The 25,131-nt window shown below is 63.6% G+C and carries 21 protein-coding genes; 12 read left to right on the top strand and 9 right to left on the bottom strand.

The window, feature by feature from the left end; all coding sequences use genetic code 11:
* Positions 1–10: 10 nt before the first annotated feature.
* Positions 11–1,075 carry a hypothetical protein gene (locus MLD24_RS06785; RefSeq protein WP_248165521.1) on the bottom strand — a complete coding sequence of 355 codons (1,065 nt, stop codon included), beginning with the start codon at positions 1,073–1,075 and terminating at the stop codon, positions 11–13.
* Positions 1,076–1,355: 280 nt separating this feature from the next.
* Here MLD24_RS06785 and MLD24_RS06780 point away from each other — a divergent pair, with 280 nt between their 5' ends.
* The gene (locus MLD24_RS06780; protein ID WP_248165519.1) at positions 1,356–1,628 is read left to right on the top strand and encodes an HU family DNA-binding protein; all 273 of its coding nucleotides are present in this window, start codon (positions 1,356–1,358) and stop codon (positions 1,626–1,628) included.
* A 42-nt stretch (positions 1,629–1,670) separates the two neighbouring features.
* Here the strand turns inward: MLD24_RS06780 and MLD24_RS06775 are convergent, their stop codons facing one another.
* The 8 genes from MLD24_RS06775 to gshB form a co-directional block, all read right to left on the bottom strand.
* Entirely contained in the window at positions 1,671–2,690 is a 1,020-nt protein-coding gene (locus MLD24_RS06775) for a putative solute-binding protein (protein WP_248165517.1), read from the bottom strand.
* A gap of 264 nt (positions 2,691–2,954) precedes the next feature.
* Complete coding sequence (locus MLD24_RS06770; protein WP_248165515.1) at positions 2,955–4,247, bottom strand: dihydroorotase; 1,293 nt, start codon at positions 4,245–4,247, stop codon at positions 2,955–2,957.
* Complete coding sequence (locus tag MLD24_RS06765; RefSeq protein WP_248165513.1) at positions 4,247–5,257, bottom strand: aspartate carbamoyltransferase catalytic subunit; 1,011 nt, start codon at positions 5,255–5,257, stop codon at positions 4,247–4,249. The genes MLD24_RS06770 and MLD24_RS06765 overlap by 1 nt, the downstream gene beginning before the upstream one ends.
* A 72-nt stretch (positions 5,258–5,329) precedes the next feature.
* On the bottom strand, positions 5,330–5,833 hold the full coding sequence (pyrR, locus tag MLD24_RS06760; protein WP_248165511.1) for a bifunctional pyr operon transcriptional regulator/uracil phosphoribosyltransferase PyrR: 504 nt from the start codon (positions 5,831–5,833) through the stop codon (positions 5,330–5,332).
* Positions 5,834–5,877: 44 nt separating this feature from the next.
* Positions 5,878–6,321 (bottom strand): Holliday junction resolvase RuvX, encoded by a 444-nt coding sequence (ruvX, locus tag MLD24_RS06755; RefSeq protein ID WP_248165509.1) that lies wholly within the window; start codon positions 6,319–6,321, stop codon positions 5,878–5,880.
* Positions 6,314–6,883 carry a YqgE/AlgH family protein gene (locus MLD24_RS06750; RefSeq protein ID WP_248165506.1) on the bottom strand — a complete coding sequence of 190 codons (570 nt, stop codon included), beginning with the start codon at positions 6,881–6,883 and terminating at the stop codon, positions 6,314–6,316. Before MLD24_RS06750 ends, ruvX begins: the two co-directional genes overlap by 8 nt.
* Positions 6,880–7,737: an energy transducer TonB gene (locus MLD24_RS06745; protein WP_248165498.1), complete on the bottom strand. Its 858-nt coding sequence runs from the start codon at positions 7,735–7,737 to the stop codon at positions 6,880–6,882. Before MLD24_RS06745 ends, MLD24_RS06750 begins: the two co-directional genes overlap by 4 nt.
* 47 nt (positions 7,738–7,784) lie before the next feature.
* On the bottom strand, positions 7,785–8,750 hold the full coding sequence (gshB, locus tag MLD24_RS06740) for a glutathione synthase (RefSeq protein WP_227173239.1): 966 nt from the start codon (positions 8,748–8,750) through the stop codon (positions 7,785–7,787).
* 289 nt (positions 8,751–9,039) lie between these two features.
* On the opposite strand from gshB, the gene pilG reads away from it, so the two are divergent.
* From pilG to znuB, 11 genes are all read left to right on the top strand, one after another.
* Complete coding sequence (gene pilG / locus MLD24_RS06735) at positions 9,040–9,432, top strand: twitching motility response regulator PilG (RefSeq protein ID WP_227173238.1); 393 nt, start codon at positions 9,040–9,042, stop codon at positions 9,430–9,432.
* A gap of 35 nt (positions 9,433–9,467) precedes the next feature.
* The gene (pilH, locus tag MLD24_RS06730; protein WP_227173236.1) at positions 9,468–9,830 is read left to right on the top strand and encodes a twitching motility response regulator PilH; all 363 of its coding nucleotides are present in this window, start codon (positions 9,468–9,470) and stop codon (positions 9,828–9,830) included.
* Positions 9,831–9,849: 19 nt separating this feature from the next.
* The gene (locus MLD24_RS06725; RefSeq protein WP_227173234.1) at positions 9,850–10,395 is read left to right on the top strand and encodes a chemotaxis protein CheW; all 546 of its coding nucleotides are present in this window, start codon (positions 9,850–9,852) and stop codon (positions 10,393–10,395) included.
* 79 nt (positions 10,396–10,474) lie between these two features.
* Positions 10,475–12,550, top strand: a complete 2,076-nt coding sequence (locus MLD24_RS06720) for a methyl-accepting chemotaxis protein (RefSeq protein ID WP_227173233.1) — start codon at positions 10,475–10,477, stop codon at positions 12,548–12,550.
* A 27-nt stretch (positions 12,551–12,577) separates the two neighbouring features.
* Positions 12,578–13,477: a CheR family methyltransferase gene (locus tag MLD24_RS06715; protein WP_227173231.1), complete on the top strand. Its 900-nt coding sequence runs from the start codon at positions 12,578–12,580 to the stop codon at positions 13,475–13,477.
* Between the two features lie 11 nt (positions 13,478–13,488).
* Complete coding sequence (locus MLD24_RS06710) at positions 13,489–21,453, top strand: hybrid sensor histidine kinase/response regulator (RefSeq protein WP_248165497.1); 7,965 nt, start codon at positions 13,489–13,491, stop codon at positions 21,451–21,453.
* On the top strand, positions 21,453–22,505 hold the full coding sequence (locus tag MLD24_RS06705) for a chemotaxis protein CheB (RefSeq protein WP_248165488.1): 1,053 nt from the start codon (positions 21,453–21,455) through the stop codon (positions 22,503–22,505). Before MLD24_RS06710 ends, MLD24_RS06705 begins: the two co-directional genes overlap by 1 nt.
* Before the next feature lie 11 nt (positions 22,506–22,516).
* On the top strand, positions 22,517–22,984 hold the full coding sequence (locus tag MLD24_RS06700) for a chemotaxis protein CheW (RefSeq protein ID WP_248165486.1): 468 nt from the start codon (positions 22,517–22,519) through the stop codon (positions 22,982–22,984).
* An 82-nt stretch (positions 22,985–23,066) separates the two neighbouring features.
* The gene (locus tag MLD24_RS06695) at positions 23,067–23,558 is read left to right on the top strand and encodes a Fur family transcriptional regulator (RefSeq protein ID WP_248165484.1); all 492 of its coding nucleotides are present in this window, start codon (positions 23,067–23,069) and stop codon (positions 23,556–23,558) included.
* Positions 23,551–24,324, top strand: a complete 774-nt coding sequence (gene znuC, locus MLD24_RS06690; protein ID WP_248165482.1) for a zinc ABC transporter ATP-binding protein ZnuC — start codon at positions 23,551–23,553, stop codon at positions 24,322–24,324. Before MLD24_RS06695 ends, znuC begins: the two co-directional genes overlap by 8 nt.
* On the top strand, positions 24,311–25,123 hold the full coding sequence (gene znuB / locus MLD24_RS06685; RefSeq protein ID WP_248165480.1) for a zinc ABC transporter permease subunit ZnuB: 813 nt from the start codon (positions 24,311–24,313) through the stop codon (positions 25,121–25,123). Before znuC ends, znuB begins: the two co-directional genes overlap by 14 nt.
* Positions 25,124–25,131 lie beyond the last annotated feature (8 nt).

The following is a 25,131-nucleotide window of genomic DNA, read 5'->3' as shown; positions in this document are numbered from 1 at the left end:
ACTCGTGGAATTACAGCAGATCATCCAGATCCATGACTTCGGTGGCTTCCGGCTGGTCATCCCAGAAGGTTCCGAGCTGGCCAAACGGTGTGCGATGGCCGGTATTCTCCATCCACATGCGATCGGACATCGCCACAATCAGTTGAGTCGCCATGGCATCCACCATGCGCCACTGGTCGCTGGACGGCGTTTCCTTGATGGACTCGGCGTGGCTGCGGATGATGCCCCGCAGGCGCTCGGTGTCGCCCCGGTTCATCGCCGCCATGGCATGGAACACATGGCTGATGCGAACGCCGGCCTGTTCCCCCTGGCGGTCAGCAATTTCCAGTCGGTGGAAGGCATCCTCACCCTGTGGCAGGGCACCGGGGATCATCGCCCAGACCGTGGCCCGCAGCGCCATCGGGGCACCCCACCACTTGTCGTTGTCGAGACAGCTGGTGGCCCTGGCGACGGTGGAGCCGACGTTTTTGGGAACGCCAATGGAGGAGGTTGACTGAATCTCGGCATTGAGCGCCTGCAACCCGGTCAGCAGGCCGGCGAAGTAGACGAACTCGTCCAGGTCCTCGTCAAAATCCGGGCATTCGCTCTCGTCCGGCTTGCCATAGAACGCGTTGTGGTGCTGCCAGCCCTTGAAGTAACGCTCGGAAGCCAGCGCGTAGGCGCGCTTCTGGCGGATCATGGCGTCTTCCGCTCCCTCGGCCGACATCGCCCGCAGCTGCGCCAGCCCCTGCAGTTCGTACTCCCGCGCCTGCTCCTCGATGCAGGCGCCGGAGGTGAGGTACAGCATCACCGCCAGCTGGTCCGGCTCGGAGGTGACCCGGCCGAAGGACATCAGCAGCGGCGCGGTGGCCTGACTCATGGCACAGCCCATGGCCAGATCCTGGGATTCCAGCAGGTAGGGCACGGTATGGCTCTTGGCAAAGCCCTGCATGACATCGCCAGTGGTCTTGTAGATCATGTTATTGACCACCCCACAGCCACCCAATGCCAGGCTGACTGCGACGCTGGCGGCCACACCGCGGAGTCGTGCAAACCCGCGACCGGAACGTTGTACGAAGCCCTGGAGAGCCGTCATAGCTGTATCACCTTTTACGTTGTTGTTGTGGATCGTTGTTGTGGATCGTTGTGGAGTCATGCCCATGCAGCGAACCCGCAGGATTCGTTACACGATGTAACAATGGTAAGAATTATCGTCGCAAATCAGATGTTTTAATGAGACCAGCCGCTCAAAGCGCCATTGCTGTGAGCGCCGGGCCCGGGCCGGTAATTGACTTTGGCGGCGATTCCACTAAACCTTGATCTGTCGGGGTGGAACGGTTCCGCCCTGGTCTCGGCAAAACAACAAGGAGCCTTTGATGCGCAAACCTGAACTCGCCGCCGCCATTGCGGAGCAGACCGGACTCAGCAAGGAGAAGGCCAGTGAAGTGATCACCGCCTTTACCGACCAGATATCCGCCGCCAGTGCCCGAGGGGATGACGTCACCCTGATCGGTTTTGGCACCTTCAACGTCCGCAGTCGGGAAGCCCGTTCAGGGCGCAATCCGCAGACCGGAGCCACCATTCAGATTCCGGCTTCCCGCACAGTCGGTTTCAAACCGGGCAAAGCCCTCAAGGACGCCGTCAACTGAGTCCCGTCGGGGCAGGCCGTTCCCGCCCTGCCCCAATGCCATTCAGGAGGAACATTCCGCCCGGCTGCCATCAACCCGGCAGCGGATGGCCCGCATCAGCTTGATAGCCCGCTCGTCGTAGACGCCTTCGGCCAGCAGCGACAGCCGCACTTCCCGCAGCATCTTGTCGTACTCCACCACATCCGCCTCCGGCGGCAGCATCCACACGTCCTGCGGAATTTCGGATTCGGCCTGGGCAATAATCTCGTAGGCCTCATCGATGCGCTTGATCGCTTCATTGCGCACCATCTGGCCCGCGTCCTCCGGGAAACGATCGCGGTGGATGATGACCTGGAAGTTCATGTAGGCCAGGGCATACTTGAACACCCCACCGTCCGGGCTCACGCCCTTGTAGAGCTCCAGTGGCGTGTAGGCCACGGCCGGGGCATAGGCCAGATCGACACTGCCATTGTTGAACTTGCCGGCGAAGCTGGCGGTGTTGGCGCCCACCACCGACGCACCGACGTGGCGTACCATCCGCAGCGAGGCATCATCAAAATCGAGGGTGGCAATCTTCTTGCCCTGGAGTTCCTCGACGGTATCGATGCTGCGGTCACGGGTGTGCAGGTAGACCGCGCCACCGGGAAACACCCCGGCCACTTCGTAGTTGCCTTCGATAAGGAACGGGCGGGCGTTGGGCTGCGCCAGGGTGTTGTAGAGCAGTCGCATTTCCTCTTCACCGGGCACCGCCCCCATGGCTTCCAGGCTGCCGGTAAAGCGGTTAAATTCCCGCGCCCGGGTGCCGGTCAGCAGCACGGCGTCACACTGGCCGGCCTTGAAGTCTTCCGCCGCCACCTTTTCATCGGTGTAGGCGCGCAGTTCCAGCTTGATACCCTCGCGCAGGGCCACCGGCTGGAAAGTCTTGGTGATGGCGAACAGGGGGCCATTGGCGCCCACGGGGTCGAACACGCAGAAGCTGCGTTCGATGGGTTCGGCGGTGGTCTCCGCCAGGGCGGGCAGGGCTAGACTGGCGAGCAGCGCGGAGGCCGCCACCACCCTGCGAAGGGCATTGCGTGGTTTCACGGGATAACTCCTGATTATTGTTGTGAGACACCGGACGGGAGGCGACCGTCGCTGGTGGCATCCGACCTGTTCCGGTTCGAGCCTAGAGCGGCCCCGCAAAGAATACGTTGGCACAGGTGCCTGGCTTCAAGGGCGTTGAGGCAAAAAGGAGAGAAAGTGTGACGTATTCGACAGGCGTCCCGTAACGCCTGCCTCATTCCGGGCGGTGGCAACAGGGCCGCCCCCTGGACAGGGACGGCCGGCGAAAGGTCTCGATTGCAGGGGTCAGTCGACCGCCTGCCAGACCACCTGACCCTCGCGGAGAGTGTAGCGGACCGCCCCCATCAGCACCTGGTCCCGCACCGGGGCGTGCTTGCCGGCCGACCGCAGAGCGTGATCGCTGGCCTGCCACGGTGCCCGCGGATCGAACACACACAGATCCGCCGTCTGGCCCGGGGCCAGCAGGGCCTGTTCACCCACAACCGCAGCCGGGCCATGGCTGAGGGCTGCCACCAGCTGGCTCAGGGTCAGCTGGCCGTCCGCCACCAGCCGCAGCCCCAGGGGCAGCACGCTCTCAATGGTGGACAAACCAGGCTCGGTGGCCCCCAACGGGGCCTGCTTGGCAGCCGAATCGTGAGGCTGGTGCTGGCTCACGATGGCGCCAATCACACCATCCCGCAGACCGGCCAGCAGCGCCTGCCGATCGGCTTCGGTGCGCAGCGGCGGACGAACGTGGAAACGGCTGTCGAAGCCCGCCAGGGCCGCTTCGGTGAACAGCAGCTGATGCATGGCCACATCCGCGGTGACCGCGACGCCACGGGCCTGGGCGTCCGCCACCATGGCCACACTGCGGGCCGACGACAACTGCGCCAGGTGCAGTCGTACGCCGGTTTCCTCGGCCAGCAGCAGAAGTTCCATAAGCGCGGTGGTTTCCGCCACCTCGGGAATGCCCAACAGCCCCAGACGGGACGCCACCAGGCCGTCGTGGGCATAGCCATCGGCCGCCAGCGCCTCGTTGATCGGAGTCATCATCAACGGGATGTCGTAGGTGCGGGCATAGGCCATGCAGCGGCGCAGCACCCGGGCGTTGGCCACCGGCCGGGCACCATTGCCCAGCGCCACACAGCCGGCCTTCTTCAGGCCCGCCATATCACTGAGCAGGTCACCAGCCAGGCCCCGAGTCACCGCTCCCACCGGCAGCACCCGGATCGGTGACCGGCTGGCGGCGACGTCGAGGATGACGTGGGTCACCGCGCTGGAATCATTGACCGGTGACGTCTCCGGCGACGCACAGACGGTGGTGAAACCACCATGGGCGGCGGCCAGGGTTTCACTGGCAATGTTGCCTTTCTGGCCATTGCCGGGCTCCCGCAGGTTGCAGTGCAGATCGAAGAAACCGGGCGTGACCACACAGCCGCTGGCGTCCAGCACCCGGTCCGCCGGGCCCTGTTCAGCGTCCGCGCCCACGGCCTCGATACGGCCATCACGGACCAGCAGGGTCTGCGGCGACCCGCTGTCGCCGCGGGCGTCCACCAGCCGGCCATGGATAATTCGAAGGGTGCCTTGGGGCTGAGTCATTACGCCTGTTCTCCTGCTGCCTGGTTCTGTCCCCGCTCGGCCACCTGGCCGCTCATTGCCATCGACATCACTGCCATCCGCACAGCGATGCCATTGGTTACCTGATTGAGGATCACCGATTGCGGGCCGTCGGCCACCGCCGACTCAATTTCCACACCGCGGTTGATCGGTCCCGGATGCATCACGATGCACTCCGGGTTGGCCAGCGCCAGCTTGTCCTGACTCAGGCCGTAGAGCCGGTAAAACTCCCGCTCACTGGGCAGCAGCGCGCCTTCCATCCGCTCTTTCTGCAACCGCAGCATGATCACCACATCCAGGTCCTTCATGCCGGCGGCCATGTCGTACTCGACCCGGCAGCCCAGTGCCTCGACGTCCGTCGGCAGCAGGGTGCCCGGCGCAATCACCCGGACCTCCTCGGCCCCCAGGGTATTGAGCGCACGAATCTGTGACCGGGCCACGCGGGAATGCAGGATGTCCCCCACAATCGCCACCTTGAGCCCCTCAAATCCGCCCTTGTGCTGGCGGATCGTCAGCATGTCCAGCATCGCCTGGGTCGGGTGGGCATGGCGGCCGTCGCCGGCGTTGATGATGGCCACCCCCGGGGTCACCGATTCGGCGATGAAGTGAGGCGCCCCGCTCTGGGAATGGCGCACCACGAACATATCGCTGGCCATGGCTTCCAGATTGAGCAGGGTGTCGGAGAGGGATTCGCCCTTGGAGGTGGCGGAGGTGCTGATGTCCAGGTTGAGCACGTCAGCGGACAGCCGCTTGGCGGCCAGCTCGAAGGTGCTGCGGGTACGGGTGCTGGACTCGAAGAACAGGTTGACCACCGTGCGTCCCCGCAACAGCGGCACCTTCTTGATCCGGCGCTCGCCCACTTCAATAAAGGAATCGGCGGTATCGAGAATGTCGGTGAGCAGCGCCCGATCCAGCCCGTCCAGGGTCAGGAAGTGCTTGAGCTGGCCAGCGGCGGTCAATTGCAGGGATGGGAATGGGTCATTTGGGATCATGTCGTCGCCTGTGTCGGTTCTGTCTTGCCACCCGTGCGGGGCTGGCGCCGGTTGCCTTCGCTCCAGGCGGCATCAGGTCTCCCGCATTTCGATCCGCAGCGGGTCCGGACCCCGCAGCTTGACCCGCTGGGACTCCTTCAGGGTCAGGGTCTGGGCCACCACATCGGGGTGAATGGGCAGCTCCCGGTTGCCGAGGTCGATCAGGGTGGCGAGGATGATACTCGCTGGCCGGCCATAATCGAAGATCTCGTTCATCGCTGCACGGATGGTGCGGCCGCTCATGATGACGTCGTCCACCAGGATGACGTCCCGGTCCTCGGTTTCAAACGGCAGATGCGAGGGCTTGACCCGGGGGTTCAGGCCCAGACGGCTGAAATCGTCTCTGTAGAAGGAGATATCGAGTTCACCATAGGGCTCGTCCAGGCCCAGGCGCTTCTGCAGCACGTCGGCAATCCACACCCCGCCGGTGCGAATACCGATCAGCGCCGGCCGTTCGATCTGCCGGTCCTGCAGGTGCTTGCGTACCCCGGCCTCCAGCTGGTCCAGTAACTCATCCATATTCAGCAGTGCGGTCATTGATGCCTCGCTTGGGTAATTGAAGATGCCTCTGAACAGGGTAATCAGTCCGGTGCCCGGTCTGTCTGTTGGTTAAACCAGGTTTCCAGGATCAGTACGGCGGCAAGGTCATCGACGCCGTGACGGCCAAAGTCCCGGCTGCCCTGCTCCGCCATCACTTCGCCCTTGGCCTCAAAGCTGGTCAGTCGTTCGTCCACCATTTCCACCGGCAGATGGTAGCGGCCATGCAGACGCTTGCCGAACTTCCGCGCCCGGGCGCACATATCGTTCTCGCTGCCGTCCATGTTCAGTGGCAGGCCCACCACCAGGCGCTGGGGACGCCACTCGTCCAGCAGCCGGGTGATCAGGTTCCAGTCCGGAATGCCATCGCGGGCCGGCAGCATGGTGACCGGACGAGCGGTGCCCAGCAGCTGCTGGCCAAAGGCAACACCAATCCGGCGAGTGCCAAAATCAAACGCCAGCACCTGTTCGCTGCGGGGGTCAGGCATGGCCGGTGGACTCGCTGAGCTGGTTCAGGTCAATGCCCATGCCGGCCAGCGCGGCCTTGTAGAGGTCCTGCCAGGGGGTCTGGAACATCATGTTGGCGTCGGCGGGACAGGTCAGCCAGGAGTTGCCAGCCAGCTCTTCTTCCAGCTGGCCTTCGGCCCAGCCGGAGTAACCCAGAGCCACCAGGAACTCGCCGGGGCCCTCACCCTCACCAATGGCCGCCAGTATGTCGCGGGAGGTGGTCAGGCAGACCTGGTCGCTGACCAGCATGCTGCCCTGCCAGTCGGTGTTGCCCGGACGGTGCAGTACGAAGCCACGTTCGTTCTGCACCGGGCCGCCCATCAGCACCGGCTGTTCCAGCTCGCCGCCTTCCATGTCCAGCTGTTCCAGGATTTCTCCCAGCTGGATTTCCAGCGGACGGTTGATCACCAGCCCCAGCGCGCCTTCGTCGGAGTGCTCGCACAGATAGATGACGGTACCGTGGAAGCGGGGATCTTCCAGGTAGGGTGAGGCGATCAGGAAATGATCGCGCAGTGACGTTTCTGTCGCGGTGGTCTCGCTCATCCCGATGTCAGCCCCCGGCGCTGGAAGGACCAGGTACGGATAATCTCAAGCTCATCGGTCTGCTCCTTCATCTTGTCGGTAAAGGCCGGGAACGGCGCCGCCATCCGCACGATATTGATCGCGGCATCGTCCAGCACGGTACTGCCGGAGGAGTTGAGAATGGCGATTTCCTTGATTGTGCCATCCTTGCGCAGAGAAACCAGCATCCGCAGTGAACCATAAAGGCTGTTGCTGCGAGCTTCCGACGGGTAGTTGATGTTGCCGATGCGGGTCACCTTGCTGACCCAGTTCTGCACGTACCAGGCGTTGTCGGAACGCAGGGTCGAGGCTGCGGTCACCCGCAGCACCCGCGGCTTGCGGGCGTAGGCCTGGCGCTGGGCGTCAAAACGCGCTTCCAGGCTGGCGATCTCCAGGCTGCGCTCCATCAGGCTGCGACGCTGCTGATCCGGCTCCGGCGTCGGCTCGGCATCTTCCGCCAGAGCCACCTGGCGCCGGCTCTCGCCCTGGGTCTGCACCACCTGGCGCTGCTGCTGACGGACCGGTTCGGACCGGGCCGGCGCCTGCGGCTGGACCGGCTGCTCCGCCTGCTGATTCATCGGGGAAGGCTGGGGGCTGGTAAGCTCCCGCACTTCGTCCTCGCTGCCGCTGCCCTGCTGGCTGGTCTGGGCGAGGAAATCCGCCTGTTCCGGGGCTTGCTGATCGTCAAACTGGGAAAGTGTGATCTCCATGGTCTGGGCCGACGATCGCGGCGATTCCGGCGCAATGGTGATGCCCAGCACCACCACCGCGTGAAACGCCAGCGCCATGAACAGGGTAAATGTGAAGCGATCGAAATCGCTGACCTGCGCTGCCATTGCTCAGTACTTCCTGCGTTCCTGCATCTATATAATGTGCTGACTGTTCAGCCAGCCTGGCGTCCGGCATCCAGCCGGCGGGCGATGGCATCCATCAGTTGACCGGCAATGTCGATGCCAAACGCTGCGTCCAGTTCACGGATGCAGGTGGGGCTGGTGACGTTGATCTCGGTCAGGTAATCGCCAATCACATCCAGACCGACAAAAATCAGCCCCTTGTCTTTGATCACCGGCGCAACCCGGGCGCAGATCTCCCGATCCCGCGCGGTCAGCTCCCGGCCTTCGCCGCGACCACCGGCGGCCAGATTGCCCCGGTTTTCACCCTGGGACGGAATCCGCGCCAGCGCGTAAGGTACCGGCTCTCCCTCAATCATCAGGATGCGCTTGTCGCCGTCGCTGATTTCCGGCACGAACTTCTGCGCCATCGCCTGGTGGGCACCGTGGTTGGTGAGGGTTTCAATGATGACCCCCAGGTTGGCGTCGTTCTCCCGCACCCGGAAGATCGAACGACCGCCCATACCATCCACAGGCTTCATGATAACGTCACCGTGCTCGGCATAGAATGCCCGCAGCCGTTCGGCGGAACGGGTGACCACCAGAGGCGGGGTCAGATCGTCGAACTGGGTGGCAAACAGCTTCTCATTGCAGTCCCGCAGGGCCGCCGGCGGATTGACCAGCAGTGCGCCCTGCTGCTCGGCCGCTTCCAGGATGTAGGTGGCCATCAGGAACTCGCGATCCACCGGCGGGTCCTGACGCATCAGGATCACGTCCAGCTCGCCCAGCGCCCGGTCGTGGCTGTCACCAAACGTGTACCAGTCCTGCGGGTCCATCGCCACGGTCAGATCCCGTGTCCGGGCTCGGGCCTGGCCGCCCGCCAGGTATAGATCCGGCAGTTCCATGTACTCGATCTGCCAGCCCCGCTGCTGGGCCGCCCAAAGCATGGCCAGGGAGCTGTCTTTCTTGAATTGGATGGCCTCGATGGGGTCCATTACTATGCCGAGTCGGACTGTCATAATGCCTCTTCAGATCGTTTGTCGAAAACAGGAACCGGTCAGCAGAGCGGCGCCAACAATAAGTGCTATGCTGAGAGCACAGATGGTAGTGTACCCGCATTCTGAATGCACTCGGTGAATGCATCGGGCCAGCGCGTGAACCGGGCGTCATGGGTACATTTGGTCACAAACTTATGCTTTTTCTCCGGCCATCGATACTCTATAAAGAAGCGGGGCTTATAGATCACCCTTCCAGAGTGTGTTAAAACCCCGATCCAAATCATGTTATTGAGCGCAAGGCAGTTGGACAATGGATGACAACTTCGAGAATCTGAAGATCATGGTGATTGACGACAGCAAAACGATTCGTCGAACCGCCGAAACACTGCTCAAGAAGGTGGGCTGTGAAGTCATCACGGCTACCGACGGCTTTGACGCTCTCGCCAAGATCGCCGATTCCCAACCGGACATCATCTTTGTTGATATCATGATGCCCCGGCTGGATGGTTACCAGACCTGCGCCCTGATCAAGAACAACTCTGCCTTCAAGAAAACGCCGGTGATCATGCTCTCCAGCAAGGACGGCCTGTTCGACAAGGCCAAAGGTCGCATTGTCGGGTCGGATCAGTACCTGACCAAGCCGTTCAGCAAAGACGAACTGCTCAATACCATCCGTCAGTACGTTCCCCAGGCGGAACAGTGATCGCTGCTGACACCCAGAACTAGTTTGAGGAAACCATGGCCCGCATTCTGATCGTTGACGATTCCCCCACCGAGGTTAAGAAGATCTCCAGCATCCTTGAGAAGCACAACCACGAGGTCCTGACCGCCGACAACGGCGCCGACGGCGTGGCTCGTGCCCGCTCCGACAGCCCGGACCTGGTCCTGATGGACGTGGTCATGCCTGGCCTTAACGGTTTCCAGGCTACCCGTCAGCTGACCCGTGCGCCGGAGACCGCATCTATCCCGGTGGTTATCGTTACCACCAAGGATCAGGAAACCGACCGGGTTTGGGGTACCCGCCAGGGTGCCAAGGGTTACCTGGTCAAGCCCGTGAACGAAGACGATCTGATCAAAACCATCAACAGTCTGATCGCCTGATTCTTCGAATGGAGTAAGCATGTCCGCCCAGGCCGCCCCCTTTGCCGTTCTGACGGATATCGCCCAACGTAGCCGCTCCATGGCGGCAGGCCTGCCGGAACAGCAGGAAGCCATAGAGCTATGGAACGGCATCGGTTTTACCCTCGCCGGCGAACGCTATGTCGCCCCGATGGGTGAAGTGGTCGAGATCCTTCACGTCCCCCGGTACACCCATATACCGGGGGTTCGTTCGTTCATGATGGGGGCCGCCAATGTCCGTGGCCGCCTGCTGCCACTGATCGATCTGGCCCATTTCTTCGATCTGCCACGCAGTGCCCGCAGCGTCAGGGAACGCCGGGTACTGGTGATTGAACAGGGCGACGTGTTCAGTGGCCTGGTGGTCGATGGCGTCTCCGGCATGCAGTACTTCGCGGTAGACAGCTTCGACGCCGAGCCGAGCAATGTTCCTCAAGTCGTTCAGCCTTTCGTTCAGGGAGGCTATGAACGCAACGACGAGACCTGGAAAGTGTTCTCGACCACCGGACTGGTTAACGACGAACGCTTTCTGGATGTTGCCCAGTGGTGATGGCAATGGCAGGAACACCATCACCCATCCAGCTAACCACAGAACCTAACTTGCCAACGAAAAGGCCGGGAGCCAGAAGATGAAAAAGAGAGCCGGAAGTATCAGCATGGGACAGGGAGGCAACAAGCTGGTTGCCGGCCTGATCGCGGCGCTGATCGCATTAACCGTCCTGCTCGTCGTGGTCCTGTTCATTATCAACAGGGAAAGCCAGCACGACCAGGAATACATCGCCCACGCCGCGGAGCTGCGGGTACTGTCCCAGGAGATCGCCAAAAACGCCACGGAGGCCGCCGGCGGTACCGAGGAAGCCTTCGACCAGCTGCGCCGCTCCCGTGACGAGTTTGCCCAGCTCTGGAGCTACATCGTCGAAGGTAACCCGGAAACCGGCCTGCCGGCGAGTGAGCTGGCCGCCAACAGTGGCGTCCAGGCCAAATGGGACGCGGTTCGCGCCAACGCTGACAGCATCCTCTCCACCCAGGATGCCGTGCTCGGCCTGCACCAGGTCGCCCAGACCCTGAACGAAACGATTCCGCAGCTGCAGGTGGAGTACGACGACATCGTACAGATCCTGCTCGACAACGACGCCCCGGCGGAACAGATCGCCCTGGCCCAACGCCAGTCCCTGCTGGCAGAGCGGATCGTGCGCTCGGTCAACAACGTACTGTCCGGTGATGAAGACGCCGTTATCGCCGCTGACCGCTTCGGTCGCGACGCCAGCCTGTTCGGTCGCGTACTGGAAGGCCAGGTGGACGGTAACCCCGCCATGGGCATCACCATGGTAAGCGATGAAGACGCCATCTACGGCCTGGAAGCCGTATCTGAGCTGTTCGAATTCGTACGCCAGAACGTAGACGCGATCCTTGAAGCTTCTCCCGACCTCTTCAAGGTCCGTACCGCAGCCAGCGACATTTTCCAGAACTCCCAGACCCTGCTGGACGACATCTCGGTACTGGCCGACCAGTTCCGTAGCGATGCCGGCTCCCGTCTGGTCAGCCCGACTCTGGCCTTCATCATCCTGGCCGGCATGATCGGTATCGTGGTACTGATCGGTATCACCATCTACCGCGAAGCCCAGGACCGTCTGTCCACCACCCAGGAACAGAACGAACAGAACCAGAACGCGATCCTGCGACTGCTGGACGAACTCGCCGACCTCGCGGACGGTGACCTGACCACTGAGGCCACGGTAACCGAGGACTTCACCGGTGCCATCGCCGACTCCATCAACTACGCGATCGACCAGATGCGTGGCCTGGTACAGGCGATTCGGGGAACCGCGGTACGAGTCTCCTCAGCCGCCCAGGAAACCCAGGCAACTGCGATGCACCTGGCTGACGCCTCCGAGCACCAGGCTCAGGAAATCGCCGGCGCCTCTGCGGCGGTGAACGAGATGGCGGTGTCCATCGACCAGGTATCCTCCAACGCCGCCGAGTCTTCCGCGGTTGCGGAGCGGTCGGTTGCGATCGCGAAGAAAGGCGCGGAAGTGGTACAGAACACCATCCGCGGCATGGACAACATCCGTGAGCAGATCCAGGAAACCTCCAAGCGGATCAAGCGTCTGGGTGAGTCCTCCCAGGAGATCGGTGACATCGTATCGTTGATCAACGACATTGCCGACCAGACCAACATCCTGTCCCTGAACGCCGCTATCCAGGCGAGTATGGCCGGTGACGCCGGTCGAGGCTTCGCGGTGGTTGCGGACGAGGTTCAGCGCCTGGCGGAACGTTCCTCCGCAGCAACCAAGCAGATTGAAGCCCTGGTTAAGACGATCCAGTCCGATACCAACGAGGCGGTTATCTCCATGGAACACACCACCGCCGAGGTGGTCCGTGGTGCACGCCTGGCTCAGGATGCGGGTATCGCCCTCGAGGAAATCGAGAACGTATCGATGAACCTCGCGGAGCTGATCCAGAACATCTCCAACGCCGCACGTCAGCAGTCGTCGTCCGCGGCCCACATTTCCAACACCATGAACGTCATCCAGGAAATCACCTCGCAGACGTCGTCCGGTACCAACGCCACCGCGAAATCGATCGGGAACCTGGCGGAAATGGCATCCGAACTGCGTTCCTCGGTGGCTGGTTTCACCCTGCCGGAGGAAGAGTCCGCCGAGCACGAAGCCGAAGAACTGGAAGACGTGCCGGTGGTCAGCTGATTGCCGCACCAGGGCGAATGACGGTATATGGCTGCCACCCGCAACGACCTGTCCACCGCTCCCGGCAGCTGGTCGATGCGCCGACTCCCCGATATGGACGAGGCGCAGTTCGACCAGTGGCAGACGTTGCTTGAGCACCGTACCGGCATTTCCCTGGCGCCCGAGCGCAAGTCGTTTCTCGAAACCAACCTCGGGATTCGCATGCGCGAGATCGGCTGCAGCAGCTATCAGGCCTATTACGAGAAAGTGGTGTCCAGTCCGGACGCCGTGGTCGAGTGGTCCACTCTGGTGGACCGGCTGACCGTCCAGGAAACCCGGTTTTTCCGTGATCCGGATGCCTTCAAGCTGGTGGCGGACTACATCCTCACCCGCCCGCGGGAAGTGCTGAAACAGCGTCCGCTGGAAGCCTGGAGTGTCGGCTGCTCTACCGGAGAAGAGCCGTACACCCTGGCCATGCTGCTCAACGAAAGCATGAACCAGCTGGAATTGCCGCCATTGTTTGGCATCACCGGATCGGACATCAGCAAACCGGCCATCGACAAGGCCCAGCGGGGACTGTTCAACGCCCGCAAGCTGTTGGGTATGGATGAGGCGCTGAAAACCCGGTATTTCCGCCCCGCCGAGCGGAATTCCGTGGAGATCGTCGAACGCATACGGGAGCGGGTGTGTTTCACCCGCCTCAACGTGTTGGACCTGAAACACGCGCCCATGCACGGCATGAACATTATTTACTGCCAGAATCTGCTGATCTACTTCCGCCGCTGGCGGCGGCGGGAGATCGTGAAACGACTAGCAGAGCGGCTGGCGCCCGGGGGTTTACTCGTCCTCGGCCAGGGAGAGCTGACCGATTGGCAGCCTCCTGGCCTGCAACGGGTTCCCTCGGAGAATGTACTGGCGTGGATTCGTCGCCAGTCTGACGAAGAATAACCGGAGTGGTTATGGGCAATCACCATGACAGCATCGCCCTGGATTGGGTTCGGGGAGAAATACAGGACACGCTGATTCAGGGTCAGCAGGCGCTTGAGGCATTCGTCGAAAATCGCGACGACACCGCACGCCTGCGGTTTTGCCTGAACTACCTCCATCAGGTGCATGGCACCCTGAAGATGGTGGAGCTCTACGGCGCTGCGCTGTTGACCGAAGAGATGGAACAGCTGACCACCGCCGTACTCAATGAGAGCGTGGCCAACGTCGACGACGCCGTTGAAGTGCTGATGCAGGCCATCCTGCAGCTACCGCAATACCTGGAACACTTGGGCAGCAGCCGGGACGACTTCCCGCTGGTACTGCTGCCACTACTGAACGATCTGCGGGCTGCCCGCGGCGAGGCCCTGCTGTCCGACACCTCGCTGTTCAAACCGGACCTCAGTCCGGTGCAACAGCCAGTGTCCGACAGCGCGGTGCAGCGGTTGCAGGACCCCAAGGTGCTCGGCCATCTGCGCAAACTGCGGCAGATGTACCAGTTCGCCCTCGCCGGCGTGGTGCGCGAAGAGAACCTCGGCGCCCAGTTCGATTACCTGCAGAAGGTAATCCAGCGGCTGGTGAAACTGTGCCAGCGCACCCCCCGGGAGCAGCTCTGGCGCGCCGCCGGCGGCCTGGTGGAAACCCTGCAGAGTGGCGACAACCCGGTCAACACCGCGGCCAAGTCCATCCTGCGGGAGCTGGACAACGAGCTGCGCCGACTGATCGAAGAGCACGTGGACATCCTCCAGCAGCCACTGCCGGAAGCGATGTTCAAGCACCTGCTGTACTACGTCGCCCGCGCCCGCGGCCTGGACACGCCCTTTGTCCGGGAACTGCGCAAGACCTTCAAGCTGGACGACGCCCTGCCCTCCGAAGACGACGTCTCCGAAGCCCGTCACCGGGTTTCCGGCCCGGGACGGGAAGCGATTCATTCAGTGGTCAGCGCCCTCAACGAAGAGCTGGCCAAGCTGAAAGACCAGCTTGACCTGTTCGTCCGCGCCGAATTCCGCCAGAACGACGAGCTCGGTGAGCTGCTGCCCGGCCTGCGCCAGGTGGCCAACACCCTCGCCGTCCTGGGGCTGGGCATTCCCCGCCAGGTGGTCAACGACCAGATCGATCTGGTCAGCAGACTCAGCCAGCAGGTCGCCACCGTCGATGACGGCACCCTGATGGACATTGCCGGCGCCCTGCTCTACGTCGAAGCCAGCCTTGCCGGCCTCGACAGCGACCGGGCGGTGGAGACACCAGCCAGCTCCGACAGTGGCAGCCTCAACCTGGGCAGCCAGGAACTGGGCGAAGCCAACACTGCCCTGTTGCGGGAATCCCGCAACACCTTGGAGCAGGTAAAGACCGCTGTGGTCAATTTCATTGCCTCCCAATGGGACCAGCGCGAAATCGAGCACGTTCCCGGACTGCTGCACAGCATCTGTGGCGGTCTCCGGCTGGTGCCGCTGGACCGGGTGGCCGACATGCTGGCGTCCGCAGAACGCTACATCTCCGATGTACTGCTTACCGGCAAACAGGTACCGGACTGGAAACAACTGGATTCCCTGGCCGACGCCATCACCAGCATCGAGTACTACCTCGAGCACCTGGCCGAAGGCATGGGCGATAGCGATTCCATTCTTTCCGTCGCCTCCGACAGCCTCGCCAGCCTGGGCTTCCCGGTTGGCGCCGAGCCAACCTGGCAGGCTGAGGCGACGGTGGCGGAAGCCGCTGATAGCGAGGAAGAAACCCCCGCGGAAGCACTGGCTGCCACCACGGCCAAGGAATCGGACGCCGAACTGCTGGACGACGAGATCCTTGCCATCTTCGTGGAAGAGGCGGAGGAAGTGCTCGACACCATCCGCAACTATTACCCTCGCCTGCGCCAGCACCATGACGATCACGAAGCGCTGACCGAAGTCCGTCGCGCCTTCCACACCCTCAAGGGCAGTGGTCGCCTGGTGGGCGCCAGCAGCCTTGGGGAACTGGCCTGGTCGGTGGAAAACCTGCTCAATCGGGTCATCGACCAGACAGTCCGCGCCAGCGATGACCTGTTCACCCTGGTGGACGAAGTCAACGAGCGCCTGCCCCAGCTGATCCAGGACTTCCGCCAGGGTCGAGCCGACGGCGATGTCGCCGGGCTGATTGAACGCGCCGAAGCCCTTGCCACCACCAGCAAGATCAGCGCGGATACGGCGCCTGCCGCAGCGCCGCAAGCCGCCAACGAAACAGTCGAGGCCCCGGTCACCGAGCCGGACACCGCCGACGAGGCGGAAGCCGCAACCGTCAGCGCACCGGAGGCCGAAGAAGACGACCTGATCGACGATGAGATTGTCGAGATTTTCATCGAGGAAGCCGCGGAAGTGCTCGACACCATCCGTGAGTTCCTGCCCATGCTGCTGCGTCAGCTTGATGACCGCAGCGCCCTCACCGAAATCCGCCGTGCCTTCCATACCCTCAAGGGCAGTGGCCGGATGGTCGGCGCCAACGCCGTGGGCGAACTGGCCTGGGCGGTGGAGAACATGCTCAACCGGGTCATCGATGGCAGCATCCTGATGAACGAGAATGTTGCCCGGTTGCTGACCGACGTCACCGAGGAAGTGCCCGGTCTGGTCAAAGATTTCGAGCTACGCCGGCCGGCCTCGATCGACACCGCGCCGCTGGAGTCCCGGGCCAACGCCCTGGCCAATGGTGATATCCCCGATACCCGCAGCATGCCCGGCGCCGACGACGATGAGCACGAGCAGGAGCCGGCGGAAACCATGGCGGCGGACGGCAGCGATCTGAGCCTGGACGAAGACGATCTGGCCGATCCGGTGCTGCTGGACATTTTTGAGAGTGAGGCGGAAACCCACCTCAAAACCCTGCAGGACTTCCTCGAATCCGCCGGCGACAAGGCCACCGCCAGCTACACCGACGACGTCTCCCGCGCGCTGCATACCCTCAAGGGCAGCGCCCACACCGCGTCCATCGACCCCATCGCCCGGGTCATTACGCCGCTGGAACGTTTTGTCAAAGACGCCCGTGCCGCCAATCTCAAGGCTGACCGCGAAGCCCTGGCACTGATGGCCGACGCCTGCGAATTCATCATGCAGGGCCTGGCCCAGATCCGCGAGAACCCGCAGGCGGAACTGGCCGGCACCGACGACTTCCTGGAGCGCCTGGCGCAACTGGCGGCCCACACCGTCGGCAACCTGCGTGAGACCGAAGTCAGCGAAGTCAAACCCAAGACCGATCCACAACTGGTGCAGCTGTTCCTCAACGAGGGGCTGGACATCCTGCTGGATGCCGACAACATTCTCGATGACTGGGCCGGTCATCCGGACCGGAACGCCCGTCTCGACACCCTGATCCAGGAGCTGCAACACCTGGCCCAGGGCGGGCGCGAGGTTGGCCTCAACGACGTCACCGATCTGGCCGGTTCCCTGGCCGCGGTCTACGAACACGCCAAACTCAGCCAGGTCACACCGGACGCCGATTTCTTCACCACCACCAAGGCCGGCCATGACCACCTCATCGATATGATGGATCAGGTTGCCGCTGGCCTGGCGACGGTGCCGGATGAAGCGCTGATGTCGCAACTGCAGCAGCTGCAGGAGCAGTTGGCGAACAGCGCCGCCAGTGACGAACTCAGCGACGCCTTCGACAGCGACCTGGAAGCCATCGACGAAAGCCTTGAGCTGACCCTGCCGGAGCAGGACGATGAGCTGCCGGAGCTGCCGGCACTGGACGAAGACGACGACCAGGAACTGGCAGCCATCTTCCTGGAAGAGGCCCGCGACCTGGTGGACAGCACCGGCGAAGCACTGCAGCAGTGGCAGTCCGAGCCGGACAACAACGAGCTGTTGCGCGGCCTGCAACGGGACCTGCACACCCTCAAAGGTGGCGCACGGCTGGCCGACATCGCCCCGGTGGGCGATCTTGCCCACGAGCTGGAAACCCTGTTCGAGCGCCTGGCCGACGGCCAGCTGACAGCCAATGACACCCTCGGCGACCTGCTGTTCCTGTGCCACGACCGCCTGGCCAACATGGTGGACGGCATTGAACAGCAACAGTCCCCGGAACCGGCCGACGAACTGATCGCCGCCATCCAGGGTTACCTGCGGGGCGAGCAGCCGGAACCACAAGCCAGTCCCGATGCGGATGCCAGCGCTGATGCCGGTCCCGGTGCCGGTGAAGGGGCGGCAGACGCTGACTCCGCAGCCACCGAGAGCGCCGAGTCCGGCGACAGCGGTCTGGAAGGTCTGGACCCGGAGCTGGCGGAGATCTTCCTCGAAGAAGCCGGCGAGATCATCAACACCAGTGCCGAACTGCTGTACCAGTGGCAGGAGCAGCCTGAACAGGCCGATCTGGTGAAAGAACTGCAGCGGGAGCTGCACACCCTCAAGGGTGGCGCCCGCATGGCCGAGATTACCCCGGTTGCCGACATCGCCCACGAGATGGAAACGCTGTTCGAGCGTATCGTCGAGGGCCGTCTGGCGGCGACCCCGGCCCGCACCGAGCTGGCCCTGCGTGCCCACGATCAACTGGCCGCCTTTGTCGAGACCATCGCCGATCGGGGCGCCTGTCCGGCTGCGCCGGAACTGCTGCAGGCGCTGCGTGATGCCCTCAGCGACGACAGCCCGGCACCGGTGGGGGACACCGAGATCGAGTTGGAGCTCCCCGAAATGCCGGCCTCTGCGGCCGAACCGGAAGCGGCGGAAATCCCGGAAGAGACCCACAACGACCAGTTCAATCTCTCCGAGCTGGACCCGGAACTGGTGGGCATCTTCCTGGAAGAAGCCTACGACCTGATCAACTCCACCGGCAGTGCCCTGCACAGCTGGAGCGAGAACCCGGACAACCGGGACATCGCCGCCGAGCTGCAGCGTGACGTCCATACCCTCAAGGGTGGCGCCCGCATGGCCGGCGTCGATGCCATTGGCGACCTCACCCACGTGCTGGAGGACCTGTTCGAGCAGGTGGCGGAAGGTCGCCTGGCCGCATCCGAGCCGATGGTAAACCTGCTCTTTGCCTGCCACGATCGGCTGGCCCAGATGGTGGAACAGGTAGCCACCCAGAAGCCCTGCCCACCAGCCCAGGAGCTGGTGGCCGAGGTCCGTGCGGTGATGGACGGTGCCCCGGTTGAAGCTCCCTCGGTGAAGGATGCACCTGCCGCGTCAACCGAAGCCGCGGCCAGCCGCGAGCAGTCACCGGTGACGGATCTGGAGCCGGTGGACGAAGACCTGATTGGTATCTTCCTCGATGAAGGCCTGGAGATTCACGAGGCCATCAACGAGTGCCTGGCGCAATGGCGCGAAGAGCCCGAACAGCTCACTGGCATTACCCAGCTGCAGCAGGAACTGCACACCCTCAAGGGCGGTGCCCGCCTGGCGGACGTCGACAGCGTGGCCGATCTGGCCCAGGGCTGGGAAGAAACGCTGGAAGCGCTGATCAGTGGTACCGGCAACCAGGACACCGTGCTGCAACTGAGCAGTCGTGCCAACCTCGCCCTCAAGCGCATGCTGGCGACCCTGGAAGAAGGCCACCAGCCACCCCCGGAAACCACCCTGCTGGAGGCGTTCAGTGAGGTCCGCGGCGGTAACGAAGTGTCTGCGCCCAGTGACGCCACCGCCCAGGACGACGACGCGCCCGATCTGGAAGTGATCGAGATCTTCCTGGAAGAAGCCGGCGAGCTGATCGATCAGCTCGAGCAACTGTTGGCCGACTGGCACAAGGAGCCGGCCAATAACCACTTCAACCAGGAAGCCCAGCGGGTACTTCACACCCTCAAGGGCGGCGCTCGCCTGTCGCAGCTGCCAAAACTGGGGGATCAGGCCCATGGCTTGGAATCCCAGCTGATCGCGCTCGGCGGGGAAGCACCGGACGAGGCCACCTGGCAGACCATTACCCGGGATTACGACGCCCTGGTCGCCCAGGTCGGCGACGTTCGCGACCGTTACGAGCAGCAGAGCCAGGCCGCGACCCCGGAAACACCCGCGTCCAAGCCGGCAACCCAGCCAGCGCCGGCGCCGGCAGCCACCCAGGTCCCGGCCAAGCCTGCCAAGGCCAAGGCACCGGCGGCGCCCAAACCGGCTCAGCCGGCGGCCAAGAAAGCCAAGGCCGCCAACCGTGGCGGCAATCAGGAGTCGATCCGGGTATCGGCGCCGCTGCTGGACGAGCTGGTCAACCTGGCCGGGGAAACCAGTATTACCCGTGGCCGCCTGGAACAGCAGACCAGTGATTTCGGCCACACTCTGGACGAGATGGCCGCCACCATCGAGCGTCTGCGCGAGCAGCTACGGCGGATGGACATCGAGACCGAGGCCCAGATTCTGTTCCGCACCGAGCGCGAGCATGGCCCCGACTACGGCGACGACTTCGACCCGCTGGAGATGGACCGCTACTCTTCCATCCAGCAGCTGTCCCGGGCCCTGAGCGAGTCCTCATCGGATTTGGCGGACCTGCGGGAAACCCTGGCGGACCGGATTCGCGATACCGAAACCCTGCTGGTGCAGCAGTCCCGCATCAACACCGAACTGCAGGAAGGCCTGATGAAGACGCGGATGATTCCGTTCGCGTCGATGGTGCCAAGACTGCGGCGGATCGTGCGTCAGATCAGCGGCGAGCTGGGCAAGAAAGTGGAATTCGACGTTCGCAACGCCGAGGGCGAAATGGACCGCAACATCCTCGAACGGATGATTGCCCCGCTGGAGCACATGCTGCGTAACGCCCTCGATCACGGCATCGAAGCCCCCGCCGACCGTCAGGCCGCCGGCAAGCCCGACACCGGTCAGGTGGTGCTGTCACTGACCCGTGAGGGCGGTGATGTGGTACTGCGGATGGTCGACGACGGCAAGGGCATCCCCACCAGCGTGATTCGCGACAAGGCGGTGCGCCAGGGCATGATGCGGGAGGATGAGGATCTCAGCGATCGTGAGATCCTGCAGTTCATCCTGCAGCCGGGCTTCTCCACCGCCCAGCAGGTGACTCAGATTTCCGGCCGTGGTGTCGGAATGGACGTGGTTGCCAGTGAGATCAAGCAGCTGGGCGGCGCCCTCGACATCGAATCGGCGGTCGGCCGTGGCACCACCTTCACCGTGCGCCTGCCGTTCACGGTATCGGTCAACCGCGCCCTGATGGTGTCCACCGGCGAGGACTTCTACGCCATCCCGCTGAATACCATCGAAGGCATCGTGCGGGTCAGCACCTACGAGCTGGAGGAGTACTACAAGCCGGAAGCGCCAATGTACGAATACGCCGGCCAGCAGTACCGCCTACAGTACCTCGGCAGCCTGCTCAACAGTGACCACCAGCCCAAGCTCCAGGGCCAGGCCCTGCCGCTGCCGGTGATCCTGGTGCGCGGCGCCGAGCAGCCAATGGCGCTGCAGGTGGACAGCCTGATGGGCTCCCGCGAGATCGTTGTAAAATCCCTCGGACCGCAGTTCAGTTCAGTCCGGGGCGTATCCGGGGCAACCATCCTCGGTGACGGTAACGTGGTAGTGATCCTCGATCTGCCGGCGATGATCCGTTCCGACATTCTGTCCGAGCGCCAGCGTCTGGCCGAGCAGGAAGGCGCCCAGGAATCCGGCCGCCGCGACGAGAGCGCAACCGTCGTCATGGTGGTGGACGACTCGGTCACGGTTCGCAAGGTGACCTCACGCCTGCTGGAACGCAACGGCATGGAGGTGGTCACCGCGAAAGACGGCCTCGATGCGGTCGCCCAACTGCAGGACCACCGGCCGGATATCATCCTGCTGGATATCGAGATGCCGCGGATGGACGGTTTCGAAGTGGCCAGTTTTGTACGCCACGACGAGGCTCTCCGGGACACCCCGATTTGCATGATCACCTCGCGAACCGGTCAGAAGCACCGGGAGCGGGCCCTGTCGATCGGTGTCAACGAATACCTGGGCAAACCGTTCCAGGAATCCGAGTTGCTTGACACGATTGAACGGTTGACCGGTGACAACTGATGGCCAGCCGGTGCGGCCGTCCCACGGTGGCGGTGGTTTCCGACAGCGTTCTCCAGCGCCACCGGCTGCAGGAGGCGCTGGCCAAGTTCGGCCTGGCCGGCGGCTTCAGCGGCGACCCCAGCCGCCTGCTGGTGTACTCACCACTGCCCGACGCGCAGCTGTGGCTGATCACCCTGGAGGACGAGGCCGACCATCCGGCACTGTTTGATCACCTACTGGGCAACACCGACGCCCCGGTACTGTTCGGCGTCGACCCGGCGCCCAGGCCCGGCGGCACCGACTACTTCCGCTGGGAACGGCGGTTGCAGCACAAGCTGGAGAAACACCTGGGGTCGCTGGAGGAACTGGATTCCGAAGACAGCCTGGAAGAACTCGCCAGCACCGACCCGGCCCCTGCCGACAACCTGGAACTGCCGCACTGGATCACCCCCGGAGCCAAGGACCGGCCGGCAGAGGAAGTCTGGGTACTGGGCGCGTCCCTGGGTGGACCTGCTGCGGTCAAGGACTTTCTCGACCATCTGCCCGCCGGCCTGCCGGTGGGCTTCGTCTACGCCCAGCACATCGACGGCAACTTTACCGAGGTGCTGACCCGGGTGCTGGGGCGACACGCCCATTACCGCCTCCGCCACGCCGAGGAGGGCATGACCGTCAACAACGGCGACGTGGTGTTGCTGCCAGTGGACCATGAGTGGACCTTCAGCCATCAGGGAACCCTGACCGAGAAAGACACTCCCTGGCCCGGCCCCTATGGTCCCTCAATCGACCAGGTGTTGCTGAACGTCGGCGATCACTTCGGCCCCCGCTGTCACGCTATCCTGTTCTCCGGCATGGGTAACGATGGCGCCATCGCGGCGCCACTGCTGCGTGCCCACGGTGGTCGCATCTGGGTCCAGGACAGCGCCAGCTGCGCCAACAGCTCCATGCCGGACTCGGTGGCGGAAACCGGCTGCACCAGCTTTACCGGGACGCCAGCGCAACTGGCCCGTGAACTCGTCAAAACCATTGAAGAATCCTGCCTGCTCAAGCGCCGGCACCAACGGGATTCCGCCTGAGGAACCGAACCATGAATGACACCAGCCACATCCTCCCCTGCGTCATGATCCCGATGAGTGAGCGGCAACTGCTGCTGCCCAACGTCTCGGTGGCGGAGATTGTCGACTGCAACCACATTGAGGCCCGCGACGACTCTCCGGCCTGGTTGCTGGGCGACCTGGACTGGCGGGGCCAGCGGCTGCCGGTGATCTCCTATGACGCCGCCAACGGCGGTGAGGCACGGATGCCCACCGGCAACCGCGGCCGTATTGCGGTACTCAACACCATTGGCAAGAACCATGGCAGCCTGCCGTTTCTGGCGGTGGTGACCCAGGGCATTCCCAGCCAGACCCGGCTGGCCAGCGATCAGGTGCAGACGGTGGATGACGAGGCCGGCCCCGCCGACCTGATGATGGTGACCGTGGAAGGCGAGCACGTCAGCATTCCCAACCTGGAATACCTCGAGCAGCTGGCACTGGAAGCCGCGCGGACCCACTGATCGGGAACGATGGCGACGCTGTCATGACGACCGTAGGGCTGGATGTTATAATGTTTCATCTTTCCCCAAACGTGCGGTCATCATGTCTAGCAACGCCTTGCCCTATCGCCCTCACGACCACGCCGCCTGCGTCAGTCAGGCGCTGGCCGACGCCCGCAGTATCTGCCAGTCGCAGAACGCGCGGCTGACGCCGACCCGGGAGCGGGTGCTGGAGCTGATCTGGCAATCCCACAAACCGCTGGGCGCCTATGACCTGCTGGCAGCGCTGGCCGAGGACGGCCACAACGCCGCGCCACCCACGGTCTACCGGGCGCTGGATTTTCTGCTGCAGCACGGGCTGGTGCATCGTCTTGCCTCGCTGAACGCGTTCATCGGCTGTAATCACGCTGGCGAACACCACACCAGTGTGTTCCTGATCTGTCGGCACTGCCGCAACGCTCTGGAGTTGACCGCACCGGACGTCAGTAACGCCGTCCGCAGCGCAGCAGCCGGCGAAGGCTTCCAGCCTGAAGACACCACTATCGAAATTGCCGGCCAGTGCCCCAACTGCCGTGCGGACACCGACGATGACTGAGCGGCTGGTAACGCTGAGCGACGTCTGTGTCCGCTTCGATGGCCCGCCGGTGGTGGACCACATCAACTTGACCCTCAACCGCGGGGACATTGTCACCATCATCGGCCCCAACGGTGCTGGCAAAACCACCCTGATCAAATCGGTACTGGGCATCCAGCGCATCACCAGCGGCACCATCTGGCGTAAACCGGAGGCCCGCATCGGCTACGTGCCCCAGCATCTGCAGTTGCAACCGACACTGCCCCTGAGCGTGCGCCGCTTTCTGATGCTCACCGGTGAGTCCGCCGATACCTGCCGCCAGGCCCTGGCCCAGACCGGGGTTGATCACCTGTTCGAGGCCTCGGTCCACCATCTCTCCGGCGGTGAAAAACAGCGGGTGCTGTTAGCCCGCGCCCTGGCCCGCAGCCCCGACCTGCTGGTGCTGGATGAACCGGCCCAGGGCGTCGACATCAACGGTCAGGCCGCCCTCTACGACCTGATCCGCGCCCTCCGGGACCGGCTCAACTGCGGCGTCATCATGATCTCCCACGACCTTCACCTGGTGATGGCCGCCACCGACCGGGTCATCTGCCTCAACCAGCATGTCTGCTGCAGTGGCTACCCTGCCGACATCTCCACCGATCCGGCGTTTATCGAGACCTTCGGCCAGACCGTGGCGGAAAGCCTGGCGGTCTACCACCACCATCACAACCATCGTCACGACCTTCACGGAGACGTGGTCGAGTCCCAACCTGCCGAGGGCTGCAGTCACCATGGCGTTCATTGATGCGATTCTGGGCGATTTCTTCTGGCGGGCGCTGCTGGGTGGCCTCGGCGTCGCCCTGGTTGCCGGTCCCCTGGGCTGCTTTGTGGTGTGGCGGCGGATGGCCTATTTCGGCGATACCCTGGCCCATTCCGCGCTGCTGGGCATCGCCCTGGGTTTCCTGTTCCAGCTGCCGCTGAACCTGGCCATTGCCGGCACCTGCGTTGCCCTGGCGCTGGTGCTGGTGGTACTGGCCCGCAGCCGCACCCTCGCCACTGACACCTTGCTGGGCATCCTCGCCCACAGCGCCCTGGCCATTGGCCTGGTCACCCTCAGCTTCATGCCCCAGGTGCGGGTGGATCTCAGCGGCTACCTGTTCGGCGACCTGCTGGCCATGAGCCGCAACGACCTGGGCTGGATCTACGGCGGCGCCACCCTCATTCTGATCCTGCTGTACCGGCTCTGGCGCGGCCTGTTGATGGCCACCATCCACGAGGAACTGGCGCGGGTGGAAGGCTTTCCGGTGGAACGACTGCGGCTGGCGTTGATGCTGATGTTCTCACTGGTGATTGCGGTGGCGATGAAGATCGTCGGCGTACTGCTGATCACCGCGCTGCTGATCATTCCCGCCGCCACCGCCCGACGGCTGGCGCGGACCCCGGAGGCGATGGTGCTGCTGGCGGTGGTGATTGGCATGCTGGCGGTATCCGGAGGCCTGAGCCTGTCCTGGTTTGCCGACAGCCCTGCCGGGCCATCGGTGGTGGTGTCCGCCTTCGCCCTGTTCGTGCTGGTTTACGGCGTGGTGCGCCAGCCCCGGACCTGAACCGCGCC

It is taken from the genome of Marinobacter xestospongiae, from assembly GCF_023156385.1.
Classification (GTDB): Bacteria; Pseudomonadota; Gammaproteobacteria; order Pseudomonadales; family Oleiphilaceae; genus Marinobacter; species Marinobacter xestospongiae.
Note: the sequence above shows the minus strand (reverse complement) of the source record. Positions and strands in the feature narration are given on the sequence as shown.

Excerpts from the sequence above, each read along its gene's own strand:
- MLD24_RS06770 (WP_248165515.1), bottom strand. The coding sequence starts at position 4,247 with ATGACTCAGCCCCAAGGCACCCTTCGAATTATCCATGGCCGGCTGGTG.
- pilH (WP_227173236.1), top strand. The coding sequence starts at position 9,468 with ATGGCCCGCATTCTGATCGTTGACGATTCCCCCACCGAGGTTAAGAAG.
- MLD24_RS06700 (WP_248165486.1), top strand. The coding sequence starts at position 22,517 with ATGAATGACACCAGCCACATCCTCCCCTGCGTCATGATCCCGATGAGT.
- MLD24_RS06765 (WP_248165513.1), bottom strand. The coding sequence starts at position 5,257 with ATGATCCCAAATGACCCATTCCCATCCCTGCAATTGACCGCCGCTGGC.
- pyrR (WP_248165511.1), bottom strand. The coding sequence starts at position 5,833 with ATGACCGCACTGCTGAATATGGATGAGTTACTGGACCAGCTGGAGGCC.
- MLD24_RS06785 (WP_248165521.1), bottom strand. The coding sequence starts at position 1,075 with ATGACGGCTCTCCAGGGCTTCGTACAACGTTCCGGTCGCGGGTTTGCA.
- MLD24_RS06745 (WP_248165498.1), bottom strand. The coding sequence starts at position 7,737 with ATGGCAGCGCAGGTCAGCGATTTCGATCGCTTCACATTTACCCTGTTC.
- MLD24_RS06750 (WP_248165506.1), bottom strand. The coding sequence starts at position 6,883 with ATGAGCGAGACCACCGCGACAGAAACGTCACTGCGCGATCATTTCCTG.
- MLD24_RS06780 (WP_248165519.1), top strand. The coding sequence starts at position 1,356 with ATGCGCAAACCTGAACTCGCCGCCGCCATTGCGGAGCAGACCGGACTC.
- pilG (WP_227173238.1), top strand. The coding sequence starts at position 9,040 with ATGGATGACAACTTCGAGAATCTGAAGATCATGGTGATTGACGACAGC.
- MLD24_RS06720 (WP_227173233.1), top strand. The coding sequence starts at position 10,475 with ATGAAAAAGAGAGCCGGAAGTATCAGCATGGGACAGGGAGGCAACAAG.
- MLD24_RS06705 (WP_248165488.1), top strand. The coding sequence starts at position 21,453 with ATGGCCAGCCGGTGCGGCCGTCCCACGGTGGCGGTGGTTTCCGACAGC.
- MLD24_RS06715 (WP_227173231.1), top strand. The coding sequence starts at position 12,578 with ATGGCTGCCACCCGCAACGACCTGTCCACCGCTCCCGGCAGCTGGTCG.
- MLD24_RS06725 (WP_227173234.1), top strand. The coding sequence starts at position 9,850 with ATGTCCGCCCAGGCCGCCCCCTTTGCCGTTCTGACGGATATCGCCCAA.
- znuC (WP_248165482.1), top strand. The coding sequence starts at position 23,551 with ATGACTGAGCGGCTGGTAACGCTGAGCGACGTCTGTGTCCGCTTCGAT.
- ruvX (WP_248165509.1), bottom strand. The coding sequence starts at position 6,321 with ATGCCTGACCCCCGCAGCGAACAGGTGCTGGCGTTTGATTTTGGCACT.
- MLD24_RS06710 (WP_248165497.1), top strand. The coding sequence starts at position 13,489 with ATGGGCAATCACCATGACAGCATCGCCCTGGATTGGGTTCGGGGAGAA.
- znuB (WP_248165480.1), top strand. The coding sequence starts at position 24,311 with ATGGCGTTCATTGATGCGATTCTGGGCGATTTCTTCTGGCGGGCGCTG.
- MLD24_RS06695 (WP_248165484.1), top strand. The coding sequence starts at position 23,067 with ATGTCTAGCAACGCCTTGCCCTATCGCCCTCACGACCACGCCGCCTGC.
- gshB (WP_227173239.1), bottom strand. The coding sequence starts at position 8,750 with ATGACAGTCCGACTCGGCATAGTAATGGACCCCATCGAGGCCATCCAA.